Source organism: Metallosphaera sp. D4-4 (genome assembly GCF_046245145.1).
Taxonomy (GTDB): Archaea; Thermoproteota; Thermoprotei_A; order Sulfolobales; family Sulfolobaceae; genus Metallosphaera; species Metallosphaera sedula.
Window position 1 is genome coordinate 2,014,414 of sequence record NZ_CP176412.1, and the last position, 14,981, is coordinate 2,029,394.

At 42.6% G+C, this 14,981-nt stretch carries 19 protein-coding genes; 7 read left to right on the forward strand and 12 right to left on the reverse strand.

Annotation, left to right across the window (positions count from 1 at the left end):
* Positions 1 to 7: 7 nt before the first annotated feature.
* From uppS to argC, 8 genes are all read right to left on the reverse strand, one after another.
* Positions 8 to 775, reverse strand: coding sequence for a polyprenyl diphosphate synthase (gene uppS, locus ACI49J_RS10915; RefSeq protein WP_240253952.1), 768 nt, complete (start codon positions 773 to 775; stop codon positions 8 to 10).
* On the reverse strand, positions 760 to 1,797 hold the full coding sequence (locus ACI49J_RS10920) for an N-acetyl-lysine deacetylase (RefSeq protein WP_240253950.1): 1,038 nt from the start codon (positions 1,795 to 1,797) through the stop codon (positions 760 to 762). The genes uppS and ACI49J_RS10920 overlap by 16 nt, the downstream gene beginning before the upstream one ends.
* Positions 1,748 to 2,908 carry a [LysW]-aminoadipate semialdehyde/glutamate semialdehyde transaminase gene (lysJ, locus tag ACI49J_RS10925; protein ID WP_409366419.1) on the reverse strand — a complete coding sequence of 387 codons (1,161 nt, stop codon included), beginning with the start codon at positions 2,906 to 2,908 and terminating at the stop codon, positions 1,748 to 1,750. Before lysJ ends, ACI49J_RS10920 begins: the two co-directional genes overlap by 50 nt.
* Positions 2,905 to 3,756 (reverse strand): lysine biosynthesis protein LysX, encoded by an 852-nt coding sequence (lysX, locus tag ACI49J_RS10930; RefSeq protein ID WP_240253946.1) that lies wholly within the window; start codon positions 3,754 to 3,756, stop codon positions 2,905 to 2,907. Before lysX ends, lysJ begins: the two co-directional genes overlap by 4 nt.
* Positions 3,753 to 3,923, reverse strand: a complete 171-nt coding sequence (lysW/argW, locus tag ACI49J_RS10935; RefSeq protein ID WP_048060222.1) for an alpha-aminoadipate/glutamate carrier protein LysW — start codon at positions 3,921 to 3,923, stop codon at positions 3,753 to 3,755. The genes lysX and lysW/argW overlap by 4 nt, the downstream gene beginning before the upstream one ends.
* Before the next feature lie 65 nt (positions 3,924 to 3,988).
* The gene (gene lysM, locus ACI49J_RS10940) at positions 3,989 to 4,414 is read right to left on the reverse strand and encodes an HTH-type transcriptional regulator LysM (RefSeq protein ID WP_011921311.1); all 426 of its coding nucleotides are present in this window, start codon (positions 4,412 to 4,414) and stop codon (positions 3,989 to 3,991) included.
* Complete coding sequence (locus ACI49J_RS10945; RefSeq protein ID WP_409366420.1) at positions 4,411 to 5,199, reverse strand: [LysW]-aminoadipate/[LysW]-glutamate kinase; 789 nt, start codon at positions 5,197 to 5,199, stop codon at positions 4,411 to 4,413. The genes lysM and ACI49J_RS10945 overlap by 4 nt, the downstream gene beginning before the upstream one ends.
* Positions 5,200 to 5,201: 2 nt before the next feature.
* Positions 5,202 to 6,251 carry an N-acetyl-gamma-glutamyl-phosphate reductase gene (argC, locus tag ACI49J_RS10950; protein ID WP_240253941.1) on the reverse strand — a complete coding sequence of 350 codons (1,050 nt, stop codon included), beginning with the start codon at positions 6,249 to 6,251 and terminating at the stop codon, positions 5,202 to 5,204.
* 56 nt (positions 6,252 to 6,307) lie between these two features.
* Between argC and ACI49J_RS10955 the strand changes: the two genes are divergently transcribed.
* Positions 6,308 to 6,730 carry a hypothetical protein gene (locus tag ACI49J_RS10955; RefSeq protein WP_409366421.1) on the forward strand — a complete coding sequence of 141 codons (423 nt, stop codon included), beginning with the start codon at positions 6,308 to 6,310 and terminating at the stop codon, positions 6,728 to 6,730.
* Here ACI49J_RS10955 and cedB read toward each other — a convergent pair.
* Positions 6,704 to 8,479 (reverse strand): DNA import protein CedB, encoded by a 1,776-nt coding sequence (gene cedB / locus ACI49J_RS10960; protein WP_240253937.1) that lies wholly within the window; start codon positions 8,477 to 8,479, stop codon positions 6,704 to 6,706. The genes ACI49J_RS10955 and cedB overlap by 27 nt on opposite strands.
* Before the next feature lie 137 nt (positions 8,480 to 8,616).
* Between cedB and ACI49J_RS10965 the strand changes: the two genes are divergently transcribed.
* Positions 8,617 to 8,925, forward strand: coding sequence for a hypothetical protein (locus tag ACI49J_RS10965; RefSeq protein WP_240253931.1), 309 nt, complete (start codon positions 8,617 to 8,619; stop codon positions 8,923 to 8,925).
* Positions 8,926 to 8,956: 31 nt separating this feature from the next.
* The gene (locus tag ACI49J_RS10970) at positions 8,957 to 9,829 is read left to right on the forward strand and encodes a hypothetical protein (protein ID WP_240253930.1); all 873 of its coding nucleotides are present in this window, start codon (positions 8,957 to 8,959) and stop codon (positions 9,827 to 9,829) included.
* On the opposite strand, the gene ACI49J_RS10975 is transcribed toward ACI49J_RS10970, so the two are convergent.
* The 3 genes from ACI49J_RS10975 to ACI49J_RS10985 all read right to left on the reverse strand — a co-directional run bounded on the left by ACI49J_RS10975 (position 9,795) and on the right by ACI49J_RS10985 (position 12,778).
* Positions 9,795 to 10,610, reverse strand: coding sequence for a hypothetical protein (locus ACI49J_RS10975; protein WP_342781131.1), 816 nt, complete (start codon positions 10,608 to 10,610; stop codon positions 9,795 to 9,797). The genes ACI49J_RS10970 and ACI49J_RS10975 overlap by 35 nt on opposite strands.
* On the reverse strand, positions 10,570 to 10,851 hold the full coding sequence (locus ACI49J_RS10980; RefSeq protein WP_409366422.1) for a hypothetical protein: 282 nt from the start codon (positions 10,849 to 10,851) through the stop codon (positions 10,570 to 10,572). The genes ACI49J_RS10975 and ACI49J_RS10980 overlap by 41 nt, the downstream gene beginning before the upstream one ends.
* A gap of 151 nt (positions 10,852 to 11,002) precedes the next feature.
* Positions 11,003 to 12,778, reverse strand: a complete 1,776-nt coding sequence (locus tag ACI49J_RS10985) for an NFACT RNA binding domain-containing protein (RefSeq protein ID WP_409366423.1) — start codon at positions 12,776 to 12,778, stop codon at positions 11,003 to 11,005.
* 48 nt (positions 12,779 to 12,826) lie between these two features.
* Here ACI49J_RS10985 and ACI49J_RS10990 point away from each other — a divergent pair, with 48 nt between their 5' ends.
* From ACI49J_RS10990 to pdo, 4 genes are all read left to right on the forward strand, one after another.
* Positions 12,827 to 13,075, forward strand: a complete 249-nt coding sequence (locus ACI49J_RS10990; protein ID WP_240253920.1) for a hypothetical protein — start codon at positions 12,827 to 12,829, stop codon at positions 13,073 to 13,075.
* 5 nt (positions 13,076 to 13,080) lie between these two features.
* Positions 13,081 to 13,581 (forward strand): Mut7-C RNAse domain-containing protein, encoded by a 501-nt coding sequence (locus ACI49J_RS10995; protein WP_409366424.1) that lies wholly within the window; start codon positions 13,081 to 13,083, stop codon positions 13,579 to 13,581.
* Positions 13,517 to 14,182: a TIGR00296 family protein gene (locus ACI49J_RS11000; protein WP_409366425.1), complete on the forward strand. Its 666-nt coding sequence runs from the start codon at positions 13,517 to 13,519 to the stop codon at positions 14,180 to 14,182. Before ACI49J_RS10995 ends, ACI49J_RS11000 begins: the two co-directional genes overlap by 65 nt.
* Before the next feature lie 104 nt (positions 14,183 to 14,286).
* Positions 14,287 to 14,979 carry a protein disulfide oxidoreductase gene (pdo, locus tag ACI49J_RS11005; RefSeq protein ID WP_011921298.1) on the forward strand — a complete coding sequence of 231 codons (693 nt, stop codon included), beginning with the start codon at positions 14,287 to 14,289 and terminating at the stop codon, positions 14,977 to 14,979.
* Positions 14,980 to 14,981: the final 2 nt, after the last annotated feature.

Genomic DNA, 14,981 nt, shown 5'->3' on the forward strand with positions numbered 1-14,981 from the left:
AAAAAGGTTAAGCCCCGAACCTTCTCACTCGTCTTTGATATGCCCTTATGGCTCTCCAGAGATCAATTCTCCTAAAGTCTGGCCAATAGGCTTCACAGAAAAAGAGTTCTGAATAGGCAAGGTGCCACAAAAGGAAGTTACTTATCCTCATCTCTCCTGATGTCCTGATGACTAGATCAATATCACTCAATTCCTCGTCATAAAAATACTTCCTGAACTCCTCCTCTGTCAGGTTTGATAGATCCTTCTTGTTCGTGTCCCTTATCATCCGAGAAACCGCATCAAGAATCTCCTGTCTCCCGCCATAGCAGATGGCAAGGGTGAGCTTTCTATCCAAGTAGTTGGCTGATCTTTCCATTACTTTCTTCACGGTTTCACGTAAATCATCACTGACCATTTCAAGTTTACCAATAGCCCTGACCTTTATCCTATACCTATCAACGAAGTTCTCTGTGACCATCTCCTCGATTCCCCTCTTTATATATCCCATAATGACGTCTAGTTCGGTCCTAGTTCTCTTGGTGCAATTCTCTGTGGAAAGCGCAAACACCGTAACGTTCTTGACACCCAGATCCAATAACCAGATTAAGACGTTCCTTAGCTTCTTATAGCCCATGAGATAAGCTTCATTTATGGAGGAGTTGTTACTTCTGGCCCATCGCCTATTTCCGTCAGGTATGATTCCAACATGGTTGGGTATAGGCCCCTTCCTTATCTCCCTCCAAAGTATCTGCTCGTAAATGGGATAGAGGGGTTTCATCAACGCTTTAAGCATAACTCTTCTAGTGCATTGACATAGGTGAGTGTGGCTATATATATTTCATCGAGAGTTATCCTTTCAAACTCAGTATGCTCTAATCTAGAATCGCCGGGTCCATATGTTGCTATACTGGGGGTAATAGAGATTAGCAAGTTCATATCACTCGTTCCTCCCTTTCTCACCAAGGATGGCTTTACTCCCTGTTGAAGTAACCCCCTCATGAGTGCCCTTACAGCAGGTGTTGAGGGTCCAACTTTCACAGGGGGAATGGATTCACCCACGGTCAGGTCACATCCTTCGAACTTCTCAGACATCTTGGATATAATATCACCTTCTGAGATTCCATATGGATACCTCACGTCAAAATGGACGTAAAAGTCGCTTGGGGTAACGTTGGGAGAGTCGCCACTCCTAACTATGGTTGGGACAATACTCGGAGAAGAATATTGTGAAGGAAGTTGTGAGGACTCTAGGATGGCGGGAATATACTTGAGGATTATGTTATTCGTGGCTGATGAAGAGTGCTCTGGTTTCCCGTGACAGTTAACATTAATCCTCAGTAATCCCCTGTACTCCACAGCGATATGGGTTGTGTTAGTGGGTTCACCCACAATTATGTGAGAGAATCTTTTTCCTGAGGAAACTAGTTCCCTAGCTCCTGCGCTCTTATTCTCCTCATCCGACAGAGCACCCACCTGAACCTTGCAACCCCTCTCGTTCATTATCCAGGATGCAAGTATCATTGAAGCTAGAGGTCCCTTTGCGTCTACTGCTCCCCTTCCTGTAATCTCATTGTCTGATATTGAAGGTGGTATGTAACCTGGGACAGTATCAATGTGGGAGGCTAGTAGTATTTCTCCATCACCAAGGAAAAAGGAATTCGTCGAAGTCACATACAGATTCAGATTCAGCTCATCAGCTATGTTCTGAAAAATCCCTTTGGCTAGACCCTCCTGGCCTGAAGGCGTATAAACGCTTAATAATTGCTCAAGAAGTTTTCTTGCCTTCTGTTTCAGCAACTCCTTTTCTAGTTGCATCAACTGCCAACTCCATGTCCTGATTAGTTATCATGTAGGGTGATAGGAACCTTATGGTCGAGACACCGGCCTTAAGAGATAGCACACCATTATCCTGGAGCACCTTTATTGCAGTACCTGGATTAAGCCTAAGGTCAACACCTATCATTAGCCCCAATCCCCTGACTTCCCTGACCGACTTGAAGTCCACCAATGCATCCCTAAGCATTTTCATGAACGTTTCGCCCTTAACCTTAGCTTGTTCGGGCACCTTATCTTCCTTGAGCACTCTTGATGCAGCAGTGACCGCGGCCGCTGCCATCGGGTTGCCTCCGTAAGTGGTTCCATGATCCCCTTCGCCCAACTTCTCAGCTATTGAATCTGGGACGAAAACCGCGCTAACCGGAAATCCTCCTCCTATGGCCTTCCCTGCAGTCAAGATATCTGGCCTTATCCCATAATGCTGATACGCCCACACCTTGCCTGTTCTCCCAAAACCAGCCTGCACTTCATCGGAAACCAGAAGTATTCCCCTTCTCTCGGTCTCCTCCCTTAACGCCTTTACAAATTCTGGCTTAGCTGGTATTACGCCTCCCTCTCCCTGTACTGGTTCCAGAATAACTGCAGCCACGCTATCGTCTAGCTTCTTAAGTTCCTCTATTTGATTAAACTCCAAGAACTCGATGGGAGAAATGAGGGGCTCAAAGGGCTCCCTATATTTCTTGTTCCATGTGATCGAAAGAGAACCCATAGTCCTCCCATGGAACGAATTCTTGAACGCAATGAACTTCTTTCTTCCAGTGATTTTCCTAGCTATCTTCATGGCAAGTTCCACAGCCTCAGTCCCACTGTTAAGTAGGAATATGTTATCCATACCTTCAGGCTTCAGATCATCTATCTCCTTCAGCATTTCATCCCTTATGTCAATATCAAAGGCGGTGGTTAAGGTGATAATGGTATCCAATTGTCTCTTTAGATATTCCACAACCTTAGGATTTCTATGACCTAGAAAGGCCACGCCATGTCCCGCGTGAAGATCCAGATACCTTCTTCCCTTATCGTCCCAGACATACTGATTTTCTCCCTTTACTATCCTTAATCCTCTTGACCCGTAAAACGTGATTAGTTTCATTTCTTAATTACCTCTGTGAGCTTGTTTAAAAGGAAACCACTAACATTGAACTGATTTACCCTTACCGTATTCTTGTACTCCGGTACACCGTTCACTTCTCCCACAAGGTAACCTCTTTCCTTATCCTCAAAGATATCTATTCCGAGGAAAAACCCTCCAATTACTTCCTTCACCTTTAAGGCTAGTTCCCTCAACTCCTCATCTATCTTTAAGGGCTTAGCTATGGCACCCAGTGCAGTGTTAGTCTTCCAATTCTTGGGATTTTCCCTGTATATTCCCACTGGAGCCTCATCACCTATAACGAAGATTCTAATGTCGCGATCCGGTTTATTTACGTACTCCTGGATGTAAAAGATCGTCTTATACTGAAGCGTTGTGAACTCCTGATATTCAATTAAACTACGCAAGGTATCCTCGTCTTGCGCTCTAGCTACCATCCTTCCCCAACTTCCCTCAATAGGCTTTATGACCACAGGATAGCCTAGTTTTCCAGCTATTTCCAGTGCCCTCTCCCTCGAGAACGCTATTGCTGTTCTCGGAACTGCCACACCCCTGCTTCTTAGTAGAAATGTCGTGAGGAGTTTGTTCTCGCACCTATTAAGAGTCAGGGAATCATTAAATACCTTAAACCCATAGGTCTCAAACAGCATAGACGTTGCTGAAGCCCTGCTATGGCTAGTGTTTCTTTGAATGACTGCCTCCATATCCTGATAACCGGCATCTTCGCTTGACAAAAAAGTCAGGTCCTTGGTAAAAAGTGGTATTACCTTATTACCAGCTTTCTTTGCTTCATCTATTAAATTTCTCTCTTCCCACCTAAGGAGATCGTAGGAAACTCCTAGTATCACTCTCCCCAGTCCTCTCCTATTTGTTCCGCTAACCTCAAGGATAATCTTCCGTGATCGCTGTATACCTCAAGCTGTGCGCCACAATCATGCTCTACTATCTCCCCAGGTAAGGCATTGTCGTCTACCTGGACCTCTCCTCCACAGACAGGACATTTTAGCGAAACCATTGCAGATCGAATCATCATCTGTAGTTCAGTGTTCAAAAGCTTTTATGAAAATAAATAGTTCGAACTTAGAACCAAGTCCTAAGGATTATAGTACTATTGGTCCCCATAACACCCTGTATACTCCTTATTTCATCTATTGTCCTGTTGATAGATGAGATGTTTATTCCCCGTACAATAACAATTATATCATAATCTCCTGTGGTCTCGTATACGGTTTCTACGCCCGGTGTCTTTGCTATTTTTTTAGAAATCTCAGGCGTAGGTATTTGCGGAGTCGACTTTACCATAACTATTGCTTTTACTTCGTTCTCTAGCTCGTAATCTATGGTAAACCTCTTTATGACACCCAATTTTGTCAATTTCTCGATCCTTTTCCTGATTGCAGCTTCGCTCACCTTCAGGTCCTTAGCGATCATAGTGTATGGAGTGCGTGCGTTCTTCTTCAGAACTTCCAGTATTTTTATGTCTTTAGCATCTATTTTCTCGCTCATGAGATCTCAGTCCCCCTTCCTGCCAAAGCGGAATTTATTGCATCAGGAACTAAGCCCGAGCCTATTATTACCTTACTAACTCCCGACTCCACACTCTCGGCAGCCATGAGAACTTTCCTGTTCATCCCAGGTCCAATCTTTGTGGCTAGCTCCTTTGCCTCCTCCTTACTAAGTTTCTTCACAACGGCGTTGTTCAGAAGCACACCATCCACATCTGACAGGAGCAGAAGGGCCTCGGCTTTGACAGCCCTAGCCACGTTAAAGGCCATTTGATCACCGTCTACGTTCAAAGGAGTACTCTCCTCTGTATCTAGAGCTATCGGTGAAATCACTATTACATCAGCTAAAGACGTTAAGGAAGATATAAGCTGAGAATTAACTGAAACTATTTTCCCAGTGTAGCCACCGTCTATTATCCTCTTCTTTCCTCTTTCGTCTAAGATCATAATCCTTTTCTTTCTTGTCCCAATAATAGACCCACCGTCTACTCCAGTAATACCAATTGCTGTCTTCCCCTTGCTAATCAGTTGCGTGACAATGTTCTTGTTGATCAAGCCCATGGTCATAACGTAAATGTCTAACTCTTCCTTACTAGTATATCTACTCCTTATGCCCTCAGGTGATGTAACAAATGTGGGCTCCATGCCCATGCGCTTTGTATACTCGCTGACAATATCTCCACCTCCATGGACTAGTATCAATTTTCCCGGGTATCTTAGAACGCTCTCTATAACGTTCTGGAGGGCGTTCTTAACCACCCTCCCTCCTATCTTCACCACAATCATGGCTACGCAGGCCTCAGAGGTGGTAATTTAAGACCTTCATCTTCGCTGAATCCTCTTGATATATTGAAACTCTGTACAGCTTGGCCAGCTGCCCCTTTCATAAGATTATCTATTGCAGAAAACATGGTGAGTCTCCTCACCCTCTTCTCATTGGCAAATCCAATATCTGCAAAATTACTACCAATTATATACTTGGGATCAGGATAGGGATGAATCCCTCCTCTTATAATTCTTACGAATTTCTTTCCTCTGTAAAATTCAGCAATTTTCTTCCAAATATCCATGTCATCCATGTCCGTCTCTGTCCACATGTGGACAGAGGCCATGGCTCCCCTGACACTACTTATTGCGTGAGGAATAATGCTAACCTCCACCTGTTTGTTTGCTAGTAAGGAAAGTTCCTGCTCGGCCTCCGCTGCATGTCTATGTCCATCTGCCTCATAGGGCCTAATAGCATTCTGTCTCTCGGGATGATGACTTCCCTCAGAGGGCTTAGCACCACCCTCACTGCTCGACACCTTTACGTCACTAACGAACCTCATCTGCCCCACGAAGCCCCACTTCACTGCTGGAGCTAACGCTAAGATCGTTGCTGTGGCGTTACAACCTGGTGAGGCTATAAGCTTGGCTCCCCTTAGTTCTTCAGCGTGTAGCTCTGGGAGACCGTAAACGGCTTTCTGTAAAAGGTCAGGGTAAGGGTGTTCAATTCCGTACCAGTACTTATATACTTCAGGGTTCTTTAATCTGAAGTCTGCACTGAGGTCGACAACTTGCAGTCCAATCTCAAGCAATTTCGGAACATAATTGAGCGAAACACCGTGCGGTAAACCTAGGAACACCACGTCTGCCTTTTCTCCTATCTTATCAATTGAAAAATTTGTAAAATTCATTGTATAAAATCCCTTAAGATTTGGATGAATCAAAGAGATTGGCTTGCCTGCATATTCCCTAGACGTCACCATTGTAACTTCTACTTGTGGATGTACTGCTAACAGTCTAAGGAGTTCTCCACCAGTGTAACCCGAACCTCCGATTATTGCAGTTCGTATCATCTGCAATCTTAACCAACACCTTGCTTATAAATAATACTGTGGGTTTATTAGTAGATGTGGAGACTAATACAGACGAACTTAGGAAGTTCCTAGAGGGTAAGATCTCTTCATTGAAAAAGGAGTTAGAGTTCTATGAATATCTCCTGAGCGTGATAGAGTCTGGGTACGTCCCCTCCAGAGGCGGTAAGGTGAGCCTTGATTATATAAAAAACAGAAAGGGCGAGATAATTGGCGAGATATACTTTTCTCCGCCGTCAATGAAAATACTTGTTAAAAAGAAGTTGAGCTTGCCCAAGAGCTACATGAATGCCATGAGTAAGATTCTAGAGGACACAAAGTCGACGGACAAGATAGAGTATAACATCGTGTTAGACAAGGAGGATATAAAGGAAATCTCTATCTCGGGTGTTAAGGACGAGTTACTGTATAACAAGATTAAGGCAGGATTGCAGTCAATTCTGGAAAGAGCTTCCAGTTAACGGTTTGTGGGCCACAAGGATTGGCCTTGGATCTCCCAGGAATCTGACCAACATCTCCCCTCTACCTAGGAATGTCAATCTATTCTCAACTTCACCATCCAGAATATTGGAATACCTCTTAACCACATCCTTCCAGAAATTCTTATCCCCATTATTCATGAAGCAAAGGGTACCTATGTTATCCATGAATATGTCCGCGTTTTGTCCAAGATCCTGAATGTTCTGAGTAGCCATCAACAAGGATATACCATGACCCCTGCCTCTCTTTATTAGATCACCTATTATTCCATATTCATCATCGTCCTTAAGGATTGTCCACGCCTCATCCACCACTAAACCTACCCTAAGACCAACATCTGCATCGGAGGAGTAGTAAGCATAAAGCATTGATATAAAGGAGTATATGACAAATCTCCTCAGAGTCTCATCCTTTAATTGAGTTAAGTCCACCACGTTTATTCCATGTGTCACACCGTCCAAGATAAACGGACCGTCAGAGTCAAAGGAGTCCACTAGTTCCAAGGATCTTCTTATGGAGTATCTATCCCCTATTTCCTCGTCCCTTAGTACGGTTCTCCACTCAGGCCTCCCATGGGTTTCCTTTAGATGCCTATTCAACACATTGAAAAGTATTGCCCTCTCTTCGCGATTTAGCTTAAATGAAACTCCTACTATTTTTTCTATAAACAATGGTTTTATTGACGGGGCCACGTAGGGAAAGTCCAGTAACTTCAGTGAATAGAAAAGAGGATTCAGAACCTTGAAGTTGAAGCCATATCTCCTCAACCTCGTCCTAATATCTCCCTTTACGTCAAAAAATACAACTGGAACTGAATATTGTAGGGACATTAGGCTCCCGAGCCAAATTAGTAACTCAGTTTTTCCAGATCCAGTTGGACCTATTATCATGATGTGAGGGTTCTCGGACTTTTCCACGTTCCAGAATACCGGAACTTGCCTTTCCATATCCTTTCCCAGATATATTCCGTCTCCCCACTTCTCGACTGCCGGCATTTTCTCCAGGGAGAATGGAGTTAGAAACGGTATTTGTGAAGGCAATCCCTCTTTCCTAAACCTAGTAAGGTTAAGAGATAGGATATCCTCTATCTCCTTGACTGTGGCGAACCTCGATTTGATATTGAGGCTCTCTAAACCCCTTATGAGAACCTCACCGAGACTTCTCGCCTCTTGCTTATCCTTTCCATGGACTAACAGAACTACCTGATACGAGAAAGGTTTCTCTCCTTGCTCCAACCTATCTAAAATACTCTGAAGAAGTTCCATCTCCTTCTTTGCCTTGGCATTAGATGGGTCATTTTCTATTATTATTCTGAGATTTTGTAATTTATTAAGTAGTCTTTCGGTATATATTCTCTGATCGATATATTTTTTCCTGAAAATAATATCCACATGTTCCCCTATATTGGTTATTTTATGAAAGGCATTTATCGAGGCCCTTAATGATGAGTCCGAAAGATCCCTATAATCATAGGGGATATCGTCTACGATGACAACCCCAATAGCAGAAATACCTCGAATAATCAACCCCTTTTCTATCGAATGCGCTATTCCATCTCCTCTCTTTATTGGAAAACTAACATTTACAGGAATCTTTATTGAGCCAGTATATAGCATTAGAACCAATAATATACCAGATAGGGAGAGGAGAAGAGGGTTCCTAAATACTAATGCCAAGATTATTGGAAGCAAGAGAATTATGTATGGCGTATATCTGTCAAATGTTTCCATCCAGCTTCAGTCGACCTGAAATATAAAATGAGAGGAGTGATCAACGAAACTATTCCGAGTAGAAACAACATGTAGAAGGTTGGTAATATCAACTGGGATATTTTAAATCAAGAATACGGTCGAATGATAATCTTGATATGAGTACAATTAGGGTGATCTTTGGAACCAATGGAGATCAAGGAGTAATTCCGGTCATATATGAATTGATCAGATCGTATCGGATTGGGAACATAGAAGTAGAAGCAAGTATGGATTTGCTCTATGACCTCGTGAACCCCACGATTGAATTTAATGGAATTAGAATAACACTGGATTACTTTACTGATGACGAGATAAGAGATCAGATAATGAAATTGATAAGAGGAGAAATTTATTCGCAAAGGTCTCCAAAGTCACCTGTTATAAGAGACGATAAGGTAATTAGTGACGGTGTCTTTGCATCTTAAACTTTATTGAAGAAACTCAATACGGATACCTGTGAGCCTGGTTATTGGTGCAGGAATAACAGGGTTAGTCCTAGCTAAACGTGAAGGAGCTACGATCATTGAGGAGCAGGCGAATTATGGGGGATTATATGGAGCGGAGGAAATGGACAATGTTAAGATACCGGCCTTGCCACCCCTAGTGGGCAGAGAGAAGGAAATACTTGAGATATATCCTGATGCAGATCTCGCCGAAATCGATCTCTCCTTAAGGATCGTGGATGAGGTACATTTAAGGTCAAAAGTATGTCCCGTTTGCGAAACACTTCCTAGCTGGATAATACCTCCTAGAAAATCTCTGTTTATCAGAAATCTTCCAGAAATATTGAGTTATTTAGCCAGCAAGGTAAAGATAGTGAGAGGTTATCCGGTGAGGATAACCAACGGGACCTTGTTCACTAACAGGGGAATTTATGACTTTAGAATTCTTCTAAACACCGGGTCCAGACAGAGACTTAATAGAAGCCTTGGACTGAACGAGAGGATAGACGCAATAGGCTGTCTTATCCTGGAGGTACTCCTTGACAGGAAGATTGGAGATTGGGACGCCTACGTCAATGGAAAATCGGGTATAGCTTTCTCCCACATCATAGGCTTTCCCGATAATGAACGACTATATTACATTTACAGTTTCTATCACAAGGGTAAACTGCCTGATGTGGACAGGATAATCCTTGATCTCAAAAGAACGAGATTCATTGAATCTAGAGAGAACGTCTTGTCCTTAAGGGCTAGATACATCAATGAGTGTCTTCTATATGGCGAGAAAGAGAGACAGAGACCAGCCTTTCTGAGAGAATGCGGGAGATTGGGAGCCTGGGAGAACATGGACCTTAACGAGGCAATACGTTCAGCCCTTGAGTGCTAAATGTTTCTGACAGTTCCAGGGTATATTGTGAGGCCAGCTTCGGATCAGCTCCATTGAGCCTTAACGTGAAATAGGAACTCAAGAGAAAATCACCGTTCCCCACTTCATAACTTCCCACGACCTTTGGCTTTAGCTTTAGTTCTTCGTTCTTAGTATATAGTTGGAAACCGTTGCTCCCGTTCGAGATGATTATCTCTTGATATCCCATTTCATGAAGGTCATCAATTGATAAACCACTGGCTAAAAGTTCATCTCTATTTGCGTGAAACACTGAGAGCTCAGACTTAACCCTTACGTTAAACTTGTTGGTATAGGAAATTTCTTGACCTTCAACACAATTTCTTATGAAACCCTGTATATCCACAGCTATTGCCTTAAATTCGAAAATTGAAGAGGATATCTCTCCACATACTGGGTTAAGCAGAATCCCATCCCACGAAGACAATTTTTCAAGATGTAATGGGATTTTACCGTGAGAAAATTTCAGTGTTAGTCTCCTAGTATTTCCGTTAAAGACCAGTAGGAACCTCATTGTTCGCTCAAATATTATTTTTTCAATTATTTTTAGATATGATGGAATATCATAATTAAAGTCCTTTCCCACTGAGACGTAGCCTCCAGCTACGCCATCTGCCATGGTTACTCCGAGGCCCGAGTACACGGGAGCTCCTCCCGGTCTTTCCAGCAACTGTTGGCCATTTACAATTTCATCTATTGTCATTGCCCCAACTATAGCCACCTTACTCCTCGTCCTCATCCTCCTCTCCGCCCTCTTCCTCAACCTCAACCTCTTTATGTTTCTTCTTATTCCATAACTCGTACCTATGAGCCAACAAATGATTGAGTAAATCCTGTTGGTTGAAGAAATATGAACCCGATGTTGGTATCCCTCCCTTCAAGCATTCCGGTCCGCATCTTGGACATAAGTATAGCTTAGTTTCTTGGTCATAACACACTGTTTCCTGTCTTCCGTTAACTGTAATCTTTATTAATTCCCATCTAGATGCCCATCTACTAGACATTAACAATCTATCTTTTTGTTAGGAGTTAAAAAGTAAACACGACTATACTTTCAGGGTCTAGAGATAGAATGTTTCATTGACTCAACTATTGGTAGTTTGAACCAGAGGCCTCAGGGAGCTATAAGTAAGATGCGGAATAAGCTGGCATATCTTAATCCTTAAGATTCAATCCGGTTGAGTTAGCCAGCTGTTGTGTTGTTCCCTTAATTTTGGATTTCCCTGGAATCATCCTCACTATTTCATCCTTCAGAGCCTTAACCCCATCCACACCCAGTTCCCTAGCGAATATCCTGCTGATTCTATCTCCTAGTTTTTCTGGATCAGAATCTCCTGGAGTTATGGTGACAAATACCTTACATCTTTTGGAAATAGCCTCAAATGAACCCACCTCAATCCTGTAATCGCTTTCCACGTTTACCCCAATTGTCAACTCCAGTTTCACGTTCTTAATGTAATTCTTTTTCCCATAGATCATGAAGGATCCCTTGGGCAGATATTCGCCTGAGGGTGGCGACTTTGAGACCTGCTCTCCGTAAACCCAAAACACATCTATGCTAGCTAGCCCCACTTTCCACGCTTTGGAGTAACAACCTGCCAACACTGCAGCGTCCATTAGATCCTGCTCTCCTATACCAACTGGATTCTTAATCACAGTGGCTGGTGCCCCCTGGATATCTGCATGCATAAAGATATCCCTATCCTCTAGCATTTTCCTCACAATACTCTCATTCTGGTCAATATCCCTCCCAGCTATCACAATGAAACCGTTGGATGTGATGGTCCAATGATACTTTTCATACCACTCCTTCTTTCTTACCAGAATCTTGCTTCCTTCAATGATCTCCTTAGACTTAGCCTTAATTTCCTGTTTTTTCTTTTCCAACTCCTCGATTGTCTCCCTTGTCCTCCTTATCTTTGCATCTAATTCCTTGGCCTTTTCAAAATATTGAGATGCATTTTTAGAAGCTGAAATCTTGGGATCTATTTCTATCTTTAACCCTTCAATCTCTATTTCCTTCACACCCTCCTTAATCTTTTCCTCAACCTCTAGATAATTATTCATTATTGCCTTACCTTTCTTCCTTAAAGTCTCAGCTTCCTCCTCCATCTTAGTCAAAGTCTCCTTGAGCTTGGAGATGGTGGCCTCAAGTTTCTTCTCTTCTCCCTCATCAACCAGTTTCTCAAGCTCCGCTTTTTCCAACGAGGTGAAATAGTTATCCAAGGCCTCATTATAACTGGGTAACTCAGTACATCCTGGGAAGCGAACTGGCCATACTGTTCTCTCTAAATCCACGCAAGGCTGAATTACACCACGTTGTATATCTTGCATGACTTTTCCTAGCTTTTTCTTAGCATCCTCCACTTCATCTAGATTATTTGCATTTATTGAGAGAATATTAAGAAATTCCTGTGGAACTCCTAGAACCCTAGAAAGGGCGCCCTTCTTTAGATAGCTTTCTATCTCGGTAGGTTTTAGCTCTGTTGGAGATGGAGGTAGAACGTAGAGCTCTCCAGGCTTCAGTGTTCTGTCCTTGAACTCCCTATATTCCAGTGCAAACTTGATCCTGTTATCGTTATCAGTCACGATTAACGTACCCTTTGGAAGAAGCTCTATGTAGACAATTCTGTCCTTTAGTTTCATTCTTAAAATCCTTTCTCCATTAACGACGTCAACGTCTTCTATCAGTTCACCCCTTATTAACTCACGTAGCATCTTTGCCTTCGAATCAAGCAGTCTCTCATGGTTAAACTTTGTAAAGTGTACCCTTTTACCGGGCTGGATCACAAGCTGAGAATCGCCGTTATGGCAATGAATAACGAAGATGTACAGATGCGGTAAATTAGTAGCAAAAATGTTATCTATTCTACAACCGACCAACCTCTCCCTATTCTCAGCTAACCAGGCCACTAGATCAATATAGCTCATTGAAAGTTTTCTTGATAACTTTATAGACATCGTTCCGTAGGCTATATTGTGGAGCCCGAGGATAAATTATTAGTTTTTAGAGGGATTCTAGGTGGGGTTGCAGGCCTAATCTCAGCCTTTACCCAGAGCTTTCTGTACTCGTTATTAATAGTGATAGCTATCTATCTCATCTCATTACCCGTGGCTAAGTTTGTCCTTAATATGGAACTGGGAAGGACTGCCTACACGAAGGGAATTATAACATTGATTGTTGCATGGTTTTTAATATTGATTATTGCATACAACAGCCTAGTTTAAGTTCCATGGCATATCAGAAGTTTATAGTTGACGCCATGTTGGGAAAACTGGGCCGCTGGCTCAGGATTTTGGGTTACGATACTCTATATTTCAAGGATATGGAGGACTGGAAAATACTGAAAATAGCCAAGAATGAGAACAGAATTATACTAACCAGAGATAGGGGTCTCTGTAACAGGGCCAAGAAAAACTCCATTGAGTGTTTCCTTGTCTTGCCTGATGAGGAAATAGAGAAGACGTTAGCTCTTCTATCACATAAGTTCGGGCTATTACTGGACATCAATCCGGATGCATCAAGATGTTCAGAATGTAACGGAATACTGGAAAAAAAGGATAAAAACCTTTGGGTTTGTACGAAATGCAAAAAGGAGTACTGGAAAGGTAGACATTGGGACACGATCACTGAGATTCTTATTAAGGCGAGATCACTGAAGGATTCATATGAATCTACTAAGCATAGAGGACATAGACCTGCAAGTAGGGAAGAATCTGGTGAAAATAGCTAGATCCTCGATTGAGAGAAGATTGAGAGGTAAGGGTGAAAGTCCCAAGTTTGAAGACCCGGTTCTAGATAAATACGGGATGGCATTTGTTACACTCGAGTCTGATCTAGGGGGAAAATATGAACTTAGGGGTTGCATTGGTTACATAGAGGCTGTGGCTCCCATCAAGGAGATCGTCTCTAAAGCAGCGCTAGCAGCGGCATTTTCTGATCCTAGATTCCCACCAGTTAGGCCCGAAGAACTAGATCAACTGGTAATAGAAGTGACCATACTGACCAAACCTGAAAATATCGAGGTCGATGATAGGAGAAAATTACCTTCCATGATAGAGGTGGGTAAGGATGGCCTAATTGTCGAGAAAGGTATCATGTACTCAGGTTTACTCCTTCCGCAGGTTCCTGTGGAATACTGCTGGGACGCTGAAACATTTCTCGCGGAGACCTGCATAAAGGCTGGACTTCTACCAGATTGTTGGCTGGAGAACTCAGTTAAAATTAAAAAATTTCAAGGTATTATTATTAGAGAGGAATCACCAAACGGAAATGTTACAATAATGAGGCCATCAGACATTAAATGTAAACTACCCTTAACTCTCAATGAGTAACTTTCCTTCCGAAATTTACTTTAATCTATACTAGTACTCCTCAATTTCTAACCTTTATGATAAACTTTTATTTCCCCAGAATCTAGGTATAAAGAGTGATAAAGATGGAGGAAGAATATGCTGAGTTATTCACAGAGGAAGTGAAGAATGCCCTTGTGGACGCTTTAAGGGACATGAAGGGGGAAGTTGAGGCTCATGTATTTATAGACTCGAGTAATCCCAATTGCCAGTATTGTGGTGTTACGGAGAAGTTTATGGAATTCGTGAGACAAGCCTCACCAAAAGGTCAAGACGGAGATTACTTGCTTAAGGTAAAGGTACACGATCTAGCGAAGGATAAGGAGTCATTTAAAAAATATGAGGTATCTAGGGTTCCCACAGTCGCCTTCCTCGAGGGCAAGATAAGGTGGACAGGTGCGCCACTTGGGGAGGAAATAAGGGCACTAGTGGAGACAATAGTCAGATTATCTCAAGGCGAAAGCGGTTTAAGTCCTGAGACTGTGAACGCAATAAGGGAGAAACTAAACGGAAAGGTAAAGGTTGAGGTAATGGTTACTCCCTCTTGTCCATACTGCCCATATGCCGCCCTTCTAGCTCACATGGTAGCATACGAAGCTTGCAAGGCAGAAAAGTGCAACGTAATATCTGATGTGGTTGAGTCCTACGAGAATCCCGACATAGCAGAGAAGTATCAGGTTATGTCAGTTCCGACGGTTGCCGTGAATGAATCCGTGGAATTCATAGGAGTTCCGCAAGAGGAAAACTTCTTGAATACTCTCCTAGAAAAGCAAATGTAGTA

What these genes read in the sequence shown, in the direction of transcription:
- uppS (WP_240253952.1), bottom strand. Translation starts at nt 775, where the DNA reads ATGCTTAAAGCGTTGATGAAACCCCTCTATCCCATTTACGAGCAGATA.
- ACI49J_RS10920 (WP_240253950.1), bottom strand. Translation starts at nt 1,797, where the DNA reads ATGCAACTAGAAAAGGAGTTGCTGAAACAGAAGGCAAGAAAACTTCTT.
- lysJ (WP_409366419.1), bottom strand. Translation starts at nt 2,908, where the DNA reads ATGAAACTAATCACGTTTTACGGGTCAAGAGGATTAAGGATAGTAAAG.
- lysW/argW (WP_048060222.1), bottom strand. Translation starts at nt 3,923, where the DNA reads ATGGTTTCGCTAAAATGTCCTGTCTGTGGAGGAGAGGTCCAGGTAGAC.
- lysM (WP_011921311.1), bottom strand. Translation starts at nt 4,414, where the DNA reads ATGAGCGAGAAAATAGATGCTAAAGACATAAAAATACTGGAAGTTCTG.
- ACI49J_RS10945 (WP_409366420.1), bottom strand. Translation starts at nt 5,199, where the DNA reads ATGATTGTGGTGAAGATAGGAGGGAGGGTGGTTAAGAACGCCCTCCAG.
- argC (WP_240253941.1), bottom strand. Translation starts at nt 6,251, where the DNA reads ATGATACGAACTGCAATAATCGGAGGTTCGGGTTACACTGGTGGAGAA.
- cedB (WP_240253937.1), bottom strand. Translation starts at nt 8,479, where the DNA reads ATGGAAACATTTGACAGATATACGCCATACATAATTCTCTTGCTTCCA.
- ACI49J_RS10965 (WP_240253931.1), top strand. Translation starts at nt 8,617, where the DNA reads ATGAGTACAATTAGGGTGATCTTTGGAACCAATGGAGATCAAGGAGTA.
- ACI49J_RS10980 (WP_409366422.1), bottom strand. Translation starts at nt 10,851, where the DNA reads ATGTCTAGTAGATGGGCATCTAGATGGGAATTAATAAAGATTACAGTT.
- ACI49J_RS10985 (WP_409366423.1), bottom strand. Translation starts at nt 12,778, where the DNA reads ATGAGCTATATTGATCTAGTGGCCTGGTTAGCTGAGAATAGGGAGAGG.
- ACI49J_RS10995 (WP_409366424.1), top strand. Translation starts at nt 13,081, where the DNA reads ATGGCATATCAGAAGTTTATAGTTGACGCCATGTTGGGAAAACTGGGC.
- ACI49J_RS11000 (WP_409366425.1), top strand. Translation starts at nt 13,517, where the DNA reads ATGAATCTACTAAGCATAGAGGACATAGACCTGCAAGTAGGGAAGAAT.
- pdo (WP_011921298.1), top strand. Translation starts at nt 14,287, where the DNA reads ATGGAGGAAGAATATGCTGAGTTATTCACAGAGGAAGTGAAGAATGCC.